This is a genomic window from Pseudomonas sp. L7 (assembly GCF_046605565.1).
Lineage (GTDB): Bacteria > Pseudomonadota > Gammaproteobacteria > Pseudomonadales > Pseudomonadaceae > Aquipseudomonas > Aquipseudomonas wayambapalatensis.
The window spans coordinates 1,656,614-1,670,432 of the sequence record NZ_CP176784.1 but is presented as its reverse complement, the minus strand read 5'-3'; the positions used below and the strand labels follow the sequence as shown (position 1 = coordinate 1,670,432).

The window sequence follows — 13,819 nt, the reverse complement described above, 5'->3', positions numbered from 1 at the left end:
TAACTGATCGAAGATGGCGGCATCTTAACCGCTCAGGACCCTGCCATGCTGCCTAGCCTGTTCATTTCCCATGGCTCCCCCATGCTTGCCCTGCAACCCGGCGCCAGCGGCCCCGCACTGGCCCGCCTGGCGGCAGGCCTGCCACGGCCGAAGGCGATCGTGGTGGTGTCCGCGCACTGGGAAAGCCAGGAACTGCAGGTGATGAGTGGCGCGCAGCCACAGACCTGGCACGACTTCGGCGGCTTCCCCGCTGCGCTGTATGCCGTGCAGTATCCAGCACCTGGCGCCCCCGAACTGGCGCGCGAGGTAGCAGGCTTGCTCAGTGACGCCGGCCTGTCCGCCCAGCTCGATGCACAACGCCCCTTCGACCACGGCACCTGGGTGCCACTGTCGCTCATGTACCCGGATGCTGGCATCCCGGTAATCCAGGTGTCGCTGCCCAGCCGCCAGGGCCCAGCCCTGCAGCTGCAGGTTGGCAAGGCACTGGCCGGATTGCGCGCCCAGGGGATACTGCTGGTCGGTTCCGGCAGCATCACCCACAACCTGGGCGAACTGGACTGGCACGCCGGGCCAGACGCCATCGAGCCCTGGGCACGGGCGTTCCGCGACTGGGTGGTCGAGCAATTGAAGGCAGAGGATACGGCCGCCCTGGAAGACTATCGACAGCAGGCTCCCTACGCGGTGCGCAACCACCCGAGTGATGAGCATCTCCTGCCATTGTTCTTTGCCATGGGTGCAGGCGACAGGTTCGGGATCGTCCACCAGGGCTTCACGATGGGAGCACTGGGAATGGATATCTACAGGTTCGACTGACTCCACAGACCTCAATCGACAGGCAAAAAAAATCCCCGGCAAGGCCGGGGATTTTTCATTGCAGCAGGACTTAGTCCTCGCGATAGCGGCGCAGCTTCAGTTGCTTGCCGGCCACGCGGGTATCCTTGAGCTTGGACAGCAGACGCTCCAGGCCTTCTTCCGGCAGCTCGACCAGGCTGAAGCTGTCGCGCACCTGGATGCGACCGATAGCATCACGGGCCAGGCCGCCTTCATTGAGGATCGCACCCAACAGGTTCTTGGCGGCGATACCATCACGGGCACCCAGGGCAGTACGGCAACGCACGCGGCCTTCGGCCAGCGGCATCGGCGCACGACGCTCGCGATCACCGCGCTCGCTGCGCTCACCACGGTCACTGCGCTCGCCGGTACGCTCACGCGGCGTGTAGGTCGGCACCAGCGGTTGCTCGCGCTCGACAGCAGCCAGGTCAAGCGACTGGCCATTGGTGGCCTTGCGCAGCAACGCAGCAGACAGCGCACGGGCCGAGCAGCCCAGGTCGGCGGTCAGGCGGTCGAACAGCTCGCCATGGGTGGCCTCAGCTTCGGCAACCAGCGGCGCGAGGCTTGCGGTCAGCTTCTTGATGCGCGCATCCAGTACGGCCTGTGGGCCAGGCAGACGAGCTTCGGCAACCTTCTGCCCGGTGACGCGCTCGATTACCTGCAGCATGCGGCGCTCACGCGGCGTCACCAGCAGCAGTGCGCGACCATCGCGACCGGCACGACCGGTACGGCCGATACGGTGCACGTAGGATTCCGGATCGTATGGCATGTCCACGTTGAACACGTGGGTGATGCGCGGTACGTCCAGGCCACGGGCGGCGACGTCGGTAGCGACGACGATGTCCAGGCGACCATCCTTGAGCGAGTCGATGACACGCTCACGCTGGTTCTGGGCAATATCGCCGTTCAGCGCGGCAGCCTTGTAGCCCTTGGCTTCCAGCGCGGCGGCCAGGTCCAGGGTGGCTTGCTTGGTGCGCACGAAGGCGATCAGCGCGTCGAACTCCTCGACCTCCAGCAGACGCAGCACGGCCGGGATCTTCTGGTCGGCGTGGACCATCAGGTGAGCCTGCTCGATCGCGGTGACGGTCTGGGTCTTGCTCTGGATCTTGACGTGCTTGGGCTCGCGCAGGTGGCGCTCGGCGATCGAACGGATCGACGACGGCAGGGTTGCGGAGAACAGCACGGTCTGGCGGGTGGCAGGGATGGCGTCGAAGATCACTTCGAGGTCGTCCATGAAGCCCAGCTTGAGCATTTCGTCGGCTTCGTCGAGCACCAGGTACTGAACGGTGGAGAGCACTTTCTCGTCACGGCGCAGGTGGTCGCACAGACGGCCCGGGGTGGCGACGACGATCTGCGCACCGTTACGGATGGCACGCAGTTGTGGGCCCATCGGGGCACCACCGTACACAGCCACCACGTTAACGCCCGGCATCTGCTTGGCATAGGTTTCGAAAGCGGTGGCTACTTGCAGCGCCAACTCACGGGTTGGCGCCAGGATCAGGGCTTGCGGTTCGCGCTTGCTCACGTCGATCTTGTTGAGGATCGGCAGGGCGAAGGCAGCGGTCTTGCCGGTGCCAGTCTGCGCCTGGCCGATCATGTCATGACCGGCGAGGATGATCGGGATCGACTGTTGCTGGATGGCCGACGGCTCTTCATAGCCGGTGGCCAGAACGGCGGCAACGATGTTCGGATGAAGATCGAGAGCGGCGAATCCGCCGGTTTCCTGGGTCATGGGTCTGCCTCTATGTGCATCCGCAAAGACCCATGCTCCAAAGCTGCACATGCCTTGAAAGACCCGAAAGTCACCCAGGCAGCTTTGGCGGCGGGGATTTGCGAAAACGATTGAAAAAGAATTACGTGGGAAAGGTCCGCCTAGCGGACGTGCAGCCGAAGCTGGACTCGGAGGGTTTGCACCACCTGATTTTGAGGTCCGCTAAAAGACCGGCGCGTACTATATACGAATTCGCCCTGTACCGTGAGATTTTTTTCTGGGGTGCTGCATGGTATCAGGCCATCATCGAGCAGCTTGCTGAATCGTTTCCTTTTTTTGCTCCGCGGCACACTTTTGTGGGAGCGGGCTTGCCCGCGAATGAAGGCATCACCAACGCCGGATCAGCTCGCCGGTCGAACTTCCTTGATCAGATACTCCAGTGAATACCCCAACTGCGCCGCCAGCGCAGCGGCGCGGGCGCGCAGCCCGTCCAGATCCAGTGTCTGCTCCAGATCCGCCGGCACCAGCAGGATCACGTTGCCCTCCTTCACCGGCAGCTCCCAGTAATGCCGGTGATACAACCCACGCAACAATGCCGCGCCCAGCGGCCGGCCATCGTCGCCGGCCCACTGGTTGATCACCAGCCACCCCCCCGGATTGAGCTGCTGCTGGCACCGCTCCAGAAAGCCCCAGGCCAGGTGCCCGACACCCGGGCCATGATCGGTATAGAGGTCGACGAAGATCAGGTCGGCCTGCTCAGCCGTGGGCAGCAGTTCGAGAGCGTCGCCAATGCGCACGTACAAGCGCGGATCATCATCCAGCCCCATGTATTGCATGGCCAGGCGCGGCACGTCCGGGCGCAGCTCGATGGCCTCGACATCCTCCAGCGGCAGGAACTTCAAGCAGGCCTGGGTCAGGGTACCGGCCCCCAGCCCCAGGAACAGCGCGCTCTCTGGCTGCGGATGGCACAGCGCACCGACCAGCATCGCGCGGGTGTAGTCGTATTCCAGCCAACTGGGGTCGGCGGTGAAGGTACAGCTCTGCTCGATGGCGTCGCCGAACTCAAGGAAGCGATAATCCTCGACCTCGTACACACTGATGACCCCGTAGGCATCTTCCACCCGGGCCAGCAGCCGCTCTTCCCGCTCCGTCGCCATCGCTTGCCACCTGCCCACACAAAAAACCGGCATTGTCCGCCAATGCCTGCGGTGCAACAAGCACGCCGCCAACTGATACCATGACAGGTACGCCTGAACCGACCACATCGAGCCCGTGATGAACCGACCCTGGACCCCTGACAGCTGGCGCGCCCTGCCGATCCAGCAACAACCGACCTACCCCGACGCCGCTCACCTGCTCAAGGTCGAGCAGACCCTGGCCAGCTACCCGCCGCTGGTATTTGCCGGGGAAGCCCGCGAGTTGCGCCGCCAGTTCGCCGAGGTCACCCAGGGCCGCGCCTTCCTGCTCCAGGGCGGCGACTGTGCCGAAAGCTTCGCCGAATTCTCCGCCGCGAAAATCCGCGACACCTTCAAGGTGCTGCTGCAGATGGCCATCGTCATGACCTTCGCCGCTGGCTGCCCGGTGGTGAAGGTCGGGCGCATGGCCGGGCAGTTCGCCAAGCCGCGCTCGGCCAACGACGAAACCATCGGCCAGGTCACCCTGCCCGCCTACCGTGGCGACATCGTCAATGGTATCGGCTTCGACGCCGCCAGCCGCGTCCCCGACCCGGAGCGCCTGCTGCAGGCATATCACCAGGCCACCGCCAGCCTCAACCTGCTGCGTGCGTTCGCCCAAGGCGGCTTCGCCGACCTGCACCAGGTGCACAAATGGAACCTGGACTTCATCGCCAACTCGGCACTGGCCGACAAGTACCATCAGCTTGCCGATCGCATCGACGAAACCCTCGCCTTCATGCGCGCCTGCGGCCTGGACAGCGCCCCGCAACTGCGTGAAACCAGCTTCTTCACGGCCCACGAGGCGCTGCTGCTCAACTATGAGGAAGCCTTCGTACGCCGCGACAGCCTGACTGGGGACTACTACGACTGTTCGGCGCACATGCTGTGGATCGGCGACCGCACCCGTCAGCTTGATGGTGCCCATGTGGAGTTCCTGCGGGGCGTGCACAACCCGATCGGGGTCAAGGTCGGCCCGAGCATGAACACTGAGGATCTGATCCGCCTGATCGACGTGCTCAACCCGGACAACGACCCCGGCCGCCTGAACCTGATCGTGCGCATGGGAGCGAACAAGGTCGGCGATCACCTGCCGGGGCTGATCCGCGCCGTCGAGCGCGAGGGGCGCCAGGTGTTGTGGAGTTCCGACCCGATGCACGGCAACACCATCAAGGCCAGCAGCGGCTACAAGACCCGCGATTTCGCGCAGATCCTCGACGAAGTACGGCAGTTCTTCCAGGTACACCAGGCCGAAGGCAGCCACGCCGGGGGTATCCACATCGAGATGACCGGGCAGAATGTCACCGAATGCATCGGCGGCGCCCGGCCGATCACCGAAGATGGCCTGTCGGACCGCTATCACACCCATTGCGACCCACGGATGAACGCCGATCAATCACTGGAACTGGCATTCCTGATCGCCGAAACCCTCAAGCAGGTGCGTCGCTGAGGGCCTGACGCAACGGCCCTGCCGACTCGCGCGCGCAATCCAGACGCACCCGTTCCAGGCCCAGCCAGCCCGCCAGCCGTTCCAGGCTGCGGGCCAGGGCCTGGAAGCCCTCTTCATCCAGCCCCTGAACTTCCTCATGCACGGCATGCACCGCCAGCTCGCCGCGTGCCCGTTCCGCACGCAGGTCCAGGCGCGCGGCGATACGACCGTCGTGCAGGAACGGCAGCACGTAGTAGCCATACACCCGCTTGTGCGCCGGGGTGTAGATCTCCAGGCGGTAGCGAAAGTCGAACAGCCGCTCGGTACGGGCGCGCTCCCAGACCAGCGAGTCGAACGGCGAAAGCAAGGCGGTGGCCTCCACACGCCGGGGAATACGCGGCGTGCCGGCGCAGTAGGCCGGCTGCTTCCAGCCCTGCACCGTGCACTGCTGCAAGCGACCGTCAGCGAGCAACTCGCCCAGGGCGGCCCGCGCCTGCGCGGGACTGAGCCTGAAATAGTCGCGCAGGTCTTGCTCGGTTGCCACGCCCAACGCCATGGCGGCTTGCAGCAGCAACCCCTGCTGGGCCTCGCTGTCACGGAGTTCGGGCTGATCGAGGATCGCCGCTGGCAGCACGCGCTCCGGCAGGTCGTACAGGCGCTCGAACCCGCGGCGCGCGGCGACGGTGACCTGTCCGGCCGCAAACAGCCACTCCAGGGCGTGCTTCTCCTCGCTCCAGTCCCACCATGGGCCGGCGCGCTCTTGTCGGGTCGACAGGCTTCCGGCGCCCAGGGCGCCCTGGTCGCGCACCGCAGCCAGCACGCGGGCAATGACATCCTGACGCTCACGCCCGAACTGCGCCAGCTGCCGGTAGATACCCTCGCCCTGCTGCGCTCGCGCCATGCGCCAACGCATCAGCGGATAGAGCGACAAGGGCAGCAAGGACGCCTCATGCCCCCAATATTCGAACAACTGGCGCTGACGCCCACGGCCCCAGGCCAACTGGTCGAGCAGCTCGGCCGGGTAGTCGCCCAGGCGCGAGAACAGCGGCAGGTAGTGCGAGCGCACCAACGCATTGACCGAGTCGATCTGCACCACGCCCAAGCGCTGCAGCATGCGCTTGAGAGCAGCCGGCGTCGGTGCCTGGGGCTTGCCGAAGCCCTGCGCGGACAGGGCCAGGCGTCGGGCCTGCTTCAGGGAAAGGCTGAAGGTCACGGTACGGGCTCCACGGCAAGTCGGGTCACAGTGTAGCGCCAAGGCAGTCTTTACCCAGCCTTTACCCTGCACTGACCGCCCTTGACCTTGATCTCCCTAGACTGGGCTCATCCGGTAACCACCGGCCTCAGAAAGGAGAAACACCATGCGCAAGACCCTTATCGCCCTGATGTTCGCCGCAGCCCTGCCGACCGTAGCCATGGCCATGCCAGACGGCGGCCCACGCGGTGACGGCCCGCATCACCGCGGTGATGCGCCTTTCGCGCAGCTCGACCTGACCCGTGACCAGCGCCAGCAGATCGGCAAGTTGATGGGCGAGCAGATGAAGCAGCGCCGCGACATCACCGAACGCTACCTGGCCAAGCTGCCGGCAGCGGACCAGAAAGCCATGCAGGACGAGATCAAGGCCGGTCACGACAAGACCCAGAGCCAGATCCGTACCCTGCTCAAACCAGAGCAACAGAAGCAGTTCGACGAACTGCAGAGCAAACGCGCCGCAGACAAGGCTGAATGGCAGCAGTTCCAGGCATGGAAAGCTGAAAAAGCCGCCAAGGCCCAGTAAGCTGTCCGACCGATGCCCGGCTCGCATTTATGCGGGCCGGGCCTTTCTCGTGTGTGGGAGGTACTCGTCTTGCGTTCATTGTTCTGGCGCATCCTGGCCAGTTTCTGGCTGGCCATCGCCCTGGTTGCGGGCCTGTCGATCCTGCTCGGCCACATGCTCAACCAGGACGCCTGGATTCTCAGCCGCCACCCAGGCCTGAACACCTTGGCCAGCCGCTGGGTAAAGCACTACGAACAGGAAGGGCTGGAGGCATCGCAGCGCTTTCTGGAACGCCGCAAGCAGCGCTACAAGATCGACGTCCAGGTGCTCGACGACAGCGGCGACGCCGTGGTGCCCGGCACCTTCCCGCGTCGCGCCGAAGACTTCGAGCGACGCCAGCACAACGACGAGCGGCGCCTGCCCTGGCGCCGCCTCACCGAGGAATACACCAGCCCGACCACGGGCGAAACCTACCTGCTGATCTACCGTATCCCGCACCCGGAGCTGATGGCCTGGCACCGTGAAAGCCTGATCTGGCCGCTCAGCGCCCTGGGAATCGCCTTGGTGGTGCTGACCCTGTTCAGCTTGCTGGTGACCCTCTCGATCACCCGCCCCCTCAGCCGCCTGCGCGGTGCGGTGCACGACCTGGGCCAGACCAGCTACCAGCAGAACAGCCTGGCGCGGCTGGCGGTGCGCCGCGACGAGTTCGGCGTACTGGCCAACGATTTCAACAAGATGGGCGCCCGCCTGCAAAGCCTGATCGGCAGCCAGCGCCAGCTACTGCGCGATGTGTCCCACGAGCTGCGCTCGCCGCTGGCACGCCTGCGCATCGCCCTGGCCCTGGCCGAACGCGCCGAGCCCGAACAGCGCCAGGCCCTCTGGCCACGCCTGACCCGCGAGTGCGACCGGCTGGAAGACCTGATCAGCGAAATCCTGGTGTTGGCCCGGGTCGATGCCGAGCAGGCACATGCCGAGCCTGTCGACCTCAACGCACTGCTCGGCAGCGTGCGCAAGGATGCCCAGCTCAGCGTGCCGGAACAGGAAGTACGCCTGGAGGCCGAGCCCGGGCTGACCCTGCAGGGCTGGCCGACCCTGCTGGAGCGTGCGGTAGACAACCTCGTGCGCAATGCGCTGCGCTTCAGCCCAGCGGGGCAGCCGATCGAGATCCGCGCCACCCGCGAGCAGGAACACCTGCTGCTGAGCGTGCGCGACCATGGGCCGGGGGTGGCGCCAGAACACCTTGCACAGTTGGGCGAGCCGTTCTTCCGCGCGCCGGGACAGGAAACGCCAGGCCACGGACTTGGCCTGGCGATCGCCCGGCGCGCGGCCGAGCGACATGGCGGGACGCTGGTGCTGGAGAATCATCCGCAGGGGGGCTTTGTCGCGCGGCTGGAACTGCCGGTGGCCCAGGCAACTGCCTGAGCGTGCAAGCCCACCTGGTCACTCGCCCCAGGCGCTGACGAACTCGGCGGTCTCCAGCACCGGCGGGGTGCGTGGTTCATTGACCGGCGTGCCCAGGTACAGGTATCCGATCAGCTCTTCGTTCTCCGCCAGCCCCAGCCCCTTGTTCACATGGGCATCGAAGGCCATGTCGCCAGTGCGCCACACCGCGCCGATCCCCTGAGCATGGGCGGCGATGAGGATGCCATGGGCCGCACAACCGGCAGCCAGACGCTGCTCCGACTTCGGCACCTTGAAGTGATCCTGCAGACGGGCAATGACCACGATCAGCAAGGGCGCGCGCAGCGGCATGGCCCGGGCCTTGTCCAGTGCCGCCTGGCTGGCGTCACCCTTGGCCTGTACAGCTTCGGCGAACAGCTCGCCAAGCTTTTCGCGCCCCTGCCCTTCGATGGTCAGAAAACGCCAGGGGCGCAGCTGACCGTGGTCCGGTGCACGCAGCGCGGCCTGGAACAAACCCTCGCGCTGGGCGGCATTGGGCGCCGGGTCGGTCAGGCGTGGTACGGAAACACGGTTGAGCAATGCGTCGAGAGCCTCCATCGGCTACCCTCCTGACAGAAGAAATGTGGCGCCATTCTAAAGGACCTCGCGCACATGTGGAGCCGACTTGTCCGCGATCGCGATCAAAAGTCCGCACCCCGCACCGCCGGGCACACGTTTACATCCCGCAACCCACAGGTAGAATGGCGCCCTTTCCGTTTCGAGTCAGAGCAGATCACATGGCGTTGCCGACCTTAAGGATCATTGGTTTCATCATCGGCATCTTCCTGATCACCCTGGCGGTGAGCATGGTCGTGCCCATGGCGACCCTGCTGATCTTCGAACGCACCGGCGACATGCCGTCATTCCTCTGGTCGAGCCTGATCACCTTCATTGCAGGCCTGGCCATGGTCCTGCAAGGCCGCCCCGAGCACGTGCACCTGCGCCCACGCGACATGTACCTGCTGACCGTCAGCAGTTGGCTCGTGGTCTGTGTGTTCGCCGCCCTGCCCTTCCTGCTGACCCAGCACATCAGCTACACCGACGCCTTCTTCGAAAGCATGTCCGGTATCACCGCCACCGGCTCGACGGTGCTCAGCGGGCTGGACAACATGTCGCCCGGCATCCTCATGTGGCGCTCGATGCTGCACTGGCTCGGCGGCATCGGCTTCATCGGCATGGCGGTGGCGATCCTGCCATTGCTGCGCATCGGCGGCATGCGCCTGTTTCAGACCGAGTCCTCGGACCGTTCGGAAAAGGTCATGCCGCGCTCGCACATGGTTGCCAAGTACATCGTCGCGGTGTACGTAGGCATCACCGTACTCGGCAGCCTGGCCTTCTGGTGGGCGGGGATGAGCCCCTTCGATGCGATCAACCACGCCATGTCGGCGATTTCCACCGGCGGCTTCTCCACCTCCGACCTGTCGCTGGCCAAATGGGACATTCCTGCGGTGCACTGGGTCGCCGTGGTGGTGATGATCCTGGGCAGCGTGCCCTTCACCCTTTATGTGGCCACCCTGCGCGGCAATCGCCGGGCGCTGATCCGCGACCAGCAGGTGCAGGGGCTGCTCGGGTTGCTGGTGGCCACCTGGATCGTGCTCGGCACCTGGTACTGGGCCACCACCGATTTGCACTGGCTCGACGCCTTCCGCCACGTGGCACTGAACGTCACCTCGGTGGTCACAACCACCGGTTTCGCCCTGGGCGACTACAGCCTGTGGGGCAACTTCTCGCTGATGCTGTTCTTCTACCTGGGCTTCATCGGCGGCTGCTCCGGCTCGACCGCCGGTGGCATCAAGATTTTCCGCTTCCAGGTCGCCTACATCCTGCTCAAGGCCAGCCTCAACCAGCTGATCCACCCGCGCGCAGTGATCAAGCAGAAATACAATGGTCACCGCCTCGACGAAGAAATCGTGCGCTCGATCCTGACCTTCTCGTTCTTCTTCGCCGTGACCATCTGCGTCATCGCCCTGTTGCTGTCGCTACTGGGCGTGGACTGGATGACAGCCCTGACCGGCGCAGCCAGTACCGTTTCCGGCGTGGGACCAGGCCTGGGCGAGGTGATCGGCCCGGCTGGCAACTTCGCCAGCCTGCCGGATGCCGCCAAGTGGATTCTCGCCGGCGGCATGCTGCTCGGCCGCCTGGAGATCATCACGGTGCTGGTGTTGTGCATGCCTGCGTTCTGGCGTCACTGACCACTGACGCCTCCAGGCGCGCGCGGTACTCGCTGGGGGTGACGTCGAACCAGCGGCGGAAGGCCCGGTAGAAATTGCTCGGATCGGCAAAACCCAGCAGATAGGCGGTTTCCAGCAGGGTCATGCCCGGCTGTGCCAGGTATTGCTCGGCCAGTTCGCGCCGCGTGTCGTCGAGCAGGGTCTGGAAGCTGGTGCCTTCCTCCTGCAGACGCCGCTGCAGCGTGCGCTGGGACAGGTGCAAGGCCTGGGCCACGGTTTCGCGCTTGGGTTCGCCCTGGGGCAGGATGCGGCACAGGGTCTGGCGCACCCGATGGGTGACCCGACTTTCCGAGAAACGCGCCAGGTATTCGCCCGCGAAACGGTCATGGAGAATGGCCATCGCTTCGTTGGCAGTGGGCAGCGGCGCCTCCATGTCGGCCCGTTCGAGCACCAGCGCATCGTGCGGAGCCCCAAACACCAGCGGTGCCCGGAAAGCGACCCGATAGGGCTCGACATTCCTCGGTTGCGGCCCCTGGATCAGCACCCGGCGCGGCTGCACCGGGCGTCCGCTGAGCCAGCTGCACAGCGACAGCGCACAGGCCAGCGAGGCTTCCGAGCTGTGCCGGGTCGGAGGCAGGTGATCACCATGAACGGTGAGAATCAGCGAATAGCCCTCAGGCCCGAGACGGAAGCTCAGGTCGGAGCTTTCGGCGATGATCCGCTGGTAACGCACCAGGCGTTCGAAACCTTCGGCCAGCGTACGGCTGGACATCAGCGCATAGCCAACCACATGGAAGGACGCAGGCCGCACCACGCGTGCCATGTTCAGGCCAATGGCCTCGTTGCCCGACAATTCCACCGCCAGCTGCCAGAGGCGGGTCATGGCGTCCTGGGGGAAGCGCGCATCCGGATCGTCGAGGGCGGCGAAGTCCAGCCCGAGTTGCTTGAACATGGCACGACAGTCGAGCCCTTCCAGCTCGAGCGCCTTGACGATCCCTGATGCCCAGCTGGCTGACGTGGTTCTTTCACTCATGACAGGCTTCTTGTGCTGACCGCTCCAGCGGTGAATCGAAAGGATACTCAATTGGCGCCAATTGTCACTGGTAGCCCCTCCCAGTGACTCTAGACTCGAAACAGGCTCCACGCCGTGTATCCTGAACAAAAACGCACCTGCGGGAACACAGCCCATGAACAGCACAGCGCAGTTTCGCAGTTTTGCCGAGTTCTACCCCTACTACCTTGGCGAACACGCCAACCCTACTTGCCGACGCCTGCACTTCGTCGGCACCAGCCTGGTCATCGCACTGTTGGCCTACACCATTGGCAGCGGCAACTGGCTGCTATTGCTGGCCATACCGTTCGCCGGGTACGGCTTCGCCTGGGTCGGGCACTTCTTTTTCGAGAAGAACCGACCGGCAACTTTCACGTATCCGCTATATAGCCTGATTGGTGATTTCGCGATGTTCCGCGATATCCTGCGAGGCAAGATCAGCCTTTGAGAGGCCTGCGGCCGTATCGAACTAAGCTGGCTCGCGCAACGCCTCGACGCGCTCGATTTCCCGTGCCTGGGCATCGGCCAGACGATACAGCTCGATGTGGCCATCCCAGTGCTCGATCAACGCCGTGCACGATTCGACCCAGTCACCGCAGTTGAGGTATTCGACCTCGCCCACCTTGCGAATCTCGGCGTGGTGAATATGCCCACACACCACACCCTGGAACCCCCGGCGTGTGCATTCATGGGCGATCGCATCCTCGAAGTCGCTGATGAAGTTCACCGCCCCCTTGACCTTGTGCTTGAGGTAAGCCGACAGCGACCAGTAGCCATACCCGTAGCGGGCACGCCAATGATTGAGCCAGCGATTGAGCACCAGGGTGAACTCATAAGCCCGGTCGCCCAGAAACGCCAACCAGCGGTGGTAGCGGGTGATCACGTCGAACTGGTCGCCATGCACCACCAGCAAGCGACGACCATCGGCGGTGAGGTGCTCGGCCTCGTCGACCAGCTGGATATTGCCCAGGACCAGCTTCGAATAACGGCGCAGGAACTCGTCGTGGTTTCCGGTGACGTAGATCACCTCGGTACCGCGCTTGCTCATGGTCAACAAGCGACGGATCACGTTGGTATGGGCTTGCGGCCAATAGATGCCGCTACGCAGCTTCCAGCCGTCGATGATGTCGCCGACCAGGTAGACGCGGTCGGCCTGGTAGCCCTTGAGGAACTGCGACAGGTGTCCGGCCTGGCAATCCCGGGTGCCCAGGTGCACATCGGAGATCCACAGGGTGCGCACCCGCTGCTTGCGTGACGGACGGACAAGTTCGGCATGTGTCATGGGGCGGCCTCCGGCGCTGTTTGCAGGAGACTGGCAGGTGCGGATGACAGATTGGTGGCAGTGATGTGACGAGTGATCGTCCCGGACGGAGCGCCGGCCTTTTCGCGGGCAATTCCCACGGTGATACACTGCACCTCTGTTCCAAGGATGCTCCCATGGTCGGTCCGATCCTTTCCCTGCGCCACTACCGCGACGAGTTGCTCGCCCACAGCCACGAACACCCGCAACTGGTGTTCGGCCTGCGTGGGCAACTGGATTTCGAAGTACAGGGCCGGGGCGCGCGCATCGACCGCCAGGGGCTCATCGTGGTCCCCGCCGGCTTTCACCACACCTGTGCCAGCGACGCGGGCAGCCACTGCCTGGTGCTGGATATTCCAGGCGAACACTGGCTGCGCGAACAGATGGGCGGCCACGCCGAGGCCAGCCACCGCCTGCTCGAGCGCCCGGCGGCGCTACTGCTCGACGGCCGCCAGCAGCAACTGGTGGACTGGCTCGCGGCGAGCCCGGTGGATGACCCGCTGATCAGCCGCCAAGGCGCACTCCTGCTGCTGGCCAGCCTGAACACCGCTGCCGCCCCCACCACCGCCAGCAAACGCCTGCCCTACGCCGCCTTCGATGCACATATCGAGCGTCATGCCGCACACCCGCTGCAGGTCGCCGACCTGGCACGACTGGCAGGTTTGTCAGGTGCCCGCCTGCACGCACGCTTCGTCGAGGAATGCGGCATGACGCCGATGGACTACATACGCCAGCGGCGTTTGCTCAAGGCACGGCAACTGATCGTTCGCACTTCGCTGCCGATGGGCGAAATCGCCGCACAGGTGGGTTACAGCTCGCAGAGTGCATTTTCGGCGGCGATACTGCGGGCATTCGGCCTTACGCCGCTGGCGCTGCGGCGAGAGTCTGGCGACAACTGACGCCAGGATCGCGACAGAATCTGTTCTCCCCGAGCTCTACACTGTGCCTGTATCGGCCTGT

At 64.7% G+C, this 13,819-nt stretch carries 12 protein-coding genes and 1 pseudogene; 7 read left to right on the top strand and 6 right to left on the bottom strand.

Annotated features, from left to right (window positions below; translation table 11 throughout):
- Positions 1-45 precede the first annotated feature (45 nt).
- Complete coding sequence (locus tag ACK3BK_RS07835; RefSeq protein WP_288374599.1) at positions 46-813, top strand: DODA-type extradiol aromatic ring-opening family dioxygenase; 768 nt, start codon at positions 46-48, stop codon at positions 811-813.
- A gap of 70 nt (positions 814-883) precedes the next feature.
- On the opposite strand, the pseudogene ACK3BK_RS07830 reads toward ACK3BK_RS07835, so the two are convergent.
- Positions 884-2,597 (bottom strand): annotated as a pseudogene (locus ACK3BK_RS07830) (DEAD/DEAH box helicase).
- A gap of 346 nt (positions 2,598-2,943) precedes the next feature.
- Positions 2,944-3,699 carry a spermidine synthase gene (locus ACK3BK_RS07825; RefSeq protein WP_411384056.1) on the bottom strand — a complete coding sequence of 252 codons (756 nt, stop codon included), beginning with the start codon at positions 3,697-3,699 and terminating at the stop codon, positions 2,944-2,946.
- Positions 3,700-3,817: 118 nt separating this feature from the next.
- Between ACK3BK_RS07825 and ACK3BK_RS07820 the strand changes: the two genes are divergently transcribed.
- Positions 3,818-5,164, top strand: coding sequence for a class II 3-deoxy-7-phosphoheptulonate synthase (locus tag ACK3BK_RS07820; RefSeq protein ID WP_054893253.1), 1,347 nt, complete (start codon positions 3,818-3,820; stop codon positions 5,162-5,164).
- Here ACK3BK_RS07820 and ACK3BK_RS07815 read toward each other — a convergent pair.
- Positions 5,145-6,356, bottom strand: coding sequence for a winged helix-turn-helix domain-containing protein (locus ACK3BK_RS07815; RefSeq protein WP_411384055.1), 1,212 nt, complete (start codon positions 6,354-6,356; stop codon positions 5,145-5,147). The two genes, ACK3BK_RS07820 and ACK3BK_RS07815, sit on opposite strands and share 20 nt — an antisense overlap.
- A gap of 145 nt (positions 6,357-6,501) precedes the next feature.
- Here ACK3BK_RS07815 and ACK3BK_RS07810 point away from each other — a divergent pair, with 145 nt between their 5' ends.
- Both ACK3BK_RS07810 and ACK3BK_RS07805 read left to right on the top strand, forming a co-directional pair.
- Positions 6,502-6,918, top strand: coding sequence for a Spy/CpxP family protein refolding chaperone (locus ACK3BK_RS07810; RefSeq protein WP_411384054.1), 417 nt, complete (start codon positions 6,502-6,504; stop codon positions 6,916-6,918).
- Positions 6,919-6,930: 12 nt separating this feature from the next.
- Positions 6,931-8,319: an ATP-binding protein gene (locus ACK3BK_RS07805; protein ID WP_411384053.1), complete on the top strand. Its 1,389-nt coding sequence runs from the start codon at positions 6,931-6,933 to the stop codon at positions 8,317-8,319.
- 18 nt (positions 8,320-8,337) lie between these two features.
- Here ACK3BK_RS07805 and ACK3BK_RS07800 read toward each other — a convergent pair whose 3' ends face one another.
- Entirely contained in the window at positions 8,338-8,895 is a 558-nt protein-coding gene (locus ACK3BK_RS07800; RefSeq protein WP_186666839.1) for an NAD(P)H nitroreductase, read from the bottom strand.
- A 179-nt stretch (positions 8,896-9,074) separates the two neighbouring features.
- Between ACK3BK_RS07800 and ACK3BK_RS07795 the strand changes: the two genes are divergently transcribed.
- Entirely contained in the window at positions 9,075-10,529 is a 1,455-nt protein-coding gene (locus tag ACK3BK_RS07795; RefSeq protein WP_186666840.1) for a TrkH family potassium uptake protein, read from the top strand.
- On the opposite strand, the gene ACK3BK_RS07790 is transcribed toward ACK3BK_RS07795, so the two are convergent.
- The gene (locus ACK3BK_RS07790) at positions 10,486-11,541 is read right to left on the bottom strand and encodes an AraC family transcriptional regulator (RefSeq protein WP_054893258.1); all 1,056 of its coding nucleotides are present in this window, start codon (positions 11,539-11,541) and stop codon (positions 10,486-10,488) included. The two genes, ACK3BK_RS07795 and ACK3BK_RS07790, sit on opposite strands and share 44 nt — an antisense overlap.
- 154 nt (positions 11,542-11,695) lie before the next feature.
- On the opposite strand from ACK3BK_RS07790, the gene ACK3BK_RS07785 reads away from it, so the two are divergent.
- The gene (locus ACK3BK_RS07785; RefSeq protein ID WP_054893259.1) at positions 11,696-12,007 is read left to right on the top strand and encodes a DUF962 domain-containing protein; all 312 of its coding nucleotides are present in this window, start codon (positions 11,696-11,698) and stop codon (positions 12,005-12,007) included.
- A 21-nt stretch (positions 12,008-12,028) separates the two neighbouring features.
- Here the strand turns inward: ACK3BK_RS07785 and ACK3BK_RS07780 are convergent, their stop codons facing one another.
- Positions 12,029-12,841, bottom strand: a complete 813-nt coding sequence (locus tag ACK3BK_RS07780; RefSeq protein WP_411384052.1) for a UDP-2,3-diacylglucosamine diphosphatase — start codon at positions 12,839-12,841, stop codon at positions 12,029-12,031.
- 155 nt (positions 12,842-12,996) lie between these two features.
- Here ACK3BK_RS07780 and ACK3BK_RS07775 point away from each other — a divergent pair, with 155 nt between their 5' ends.
- Positions 12,997-13,758, top strand: a complete 762-nt coding sequence (locus tag ACK3BK_RS07775; RefSeq protein ID WP_411384051.1) for an AraC family transcriptional regulator — start codon at positions 12,997-12,999, stop codon at positions 13,756-13,758.
- The last annotated feature ends 61 nt before the right edge of the window (positions 13,759-13,819 follow it).

What these genes read in the sequence shown, in the direction of transcription:
- ACK3BK_RS07825 (WP_411384056.1), bottom strand. Translation starts at nt 3,699, where the DNA reads ATGGCGACGGAGCGGGAAGAGCGGCTGCTGGCCCGGGTGGAAGATGCC.
- ACK3BK_RS07795 (WP_186666840.1), top strand. Translation starts at nt 9,075, where the DNA reads ATGGCGTTGCCGACCTTAAGGATCATTGGTTTCATCATCGGCATCTTC.
- ACK3BK_RS07800 (WP_186666839.1), bottom strand. Translation starts at nt 8,895, where the DNA reads ATGGAGGCTCTCGACGCATTGCTCAACCGTGTTTCCGTACCACGCCTG.
- ACK3BK_RS07785 (WP_054893259.1), top strand. Translation starts at nt 11,696, where the DNA reads ATGAACAGCACAGCGCAGTTTCGCAGTTTTGCCGAGTTCTACCCCTAC.
- ACK3BK_RS07820 (WP_054893253.1), top strand. Translation starts at nt 3,818, where the DNA reads ATGAACCGACCCTGGACCCCTGACAGCTGGCGCGCCCTGCCGATCCAG.
- ACK3BK_RS07810 (WP_411384054.1), top strand. Translation starts at nt 6,502, where the DNA reads ATGCGCAAGACCCTTATCGCCCTGATGTTCGCCGCAGCCCTGCCGACC.
- ACK3BK_RS07790 (WP_054893258.1), bottom strand. Translation starts at nt 11,541, where the DNA reads ATGAGTGAAAGAACCACGTCAGCCAGCTGGGCATCAGGGATCGTCAAG.
- ACK3BK_RS07835 (WP_288374599.1), top strand. Translation starts at nt 46, where the DNA reads ATGCTGCCTAGCCTGTTCATTTCCCATGGCTCCCCCATGCTTGCCCTG.
- ACK3BK_RS07780 (WP_411384052.1), bottom strand. Translation starts at nt 12,841, where the DNA reads ATGACACATGCCGAACTTGTCCGTCCGTCACGCAAGCAGCGGGTGCGC.
- ACK3BK_RS07775 (WP_411384051.1), top strand. Translation starts at nt 12,997, where the DNA reads ATGGTCGGTCCGATCCTTTCCCTGCGCCACTACCGCGACGAGTTGCTC.
- ACK3BK_RS07805 (WP_411384053.1), top strand. Translation starts at nt 6,931, where the DNA reads ATGCCCGGCTCGCATTTATGCGGGCCGGGCCTTTCTCGTGTGTGGGAG.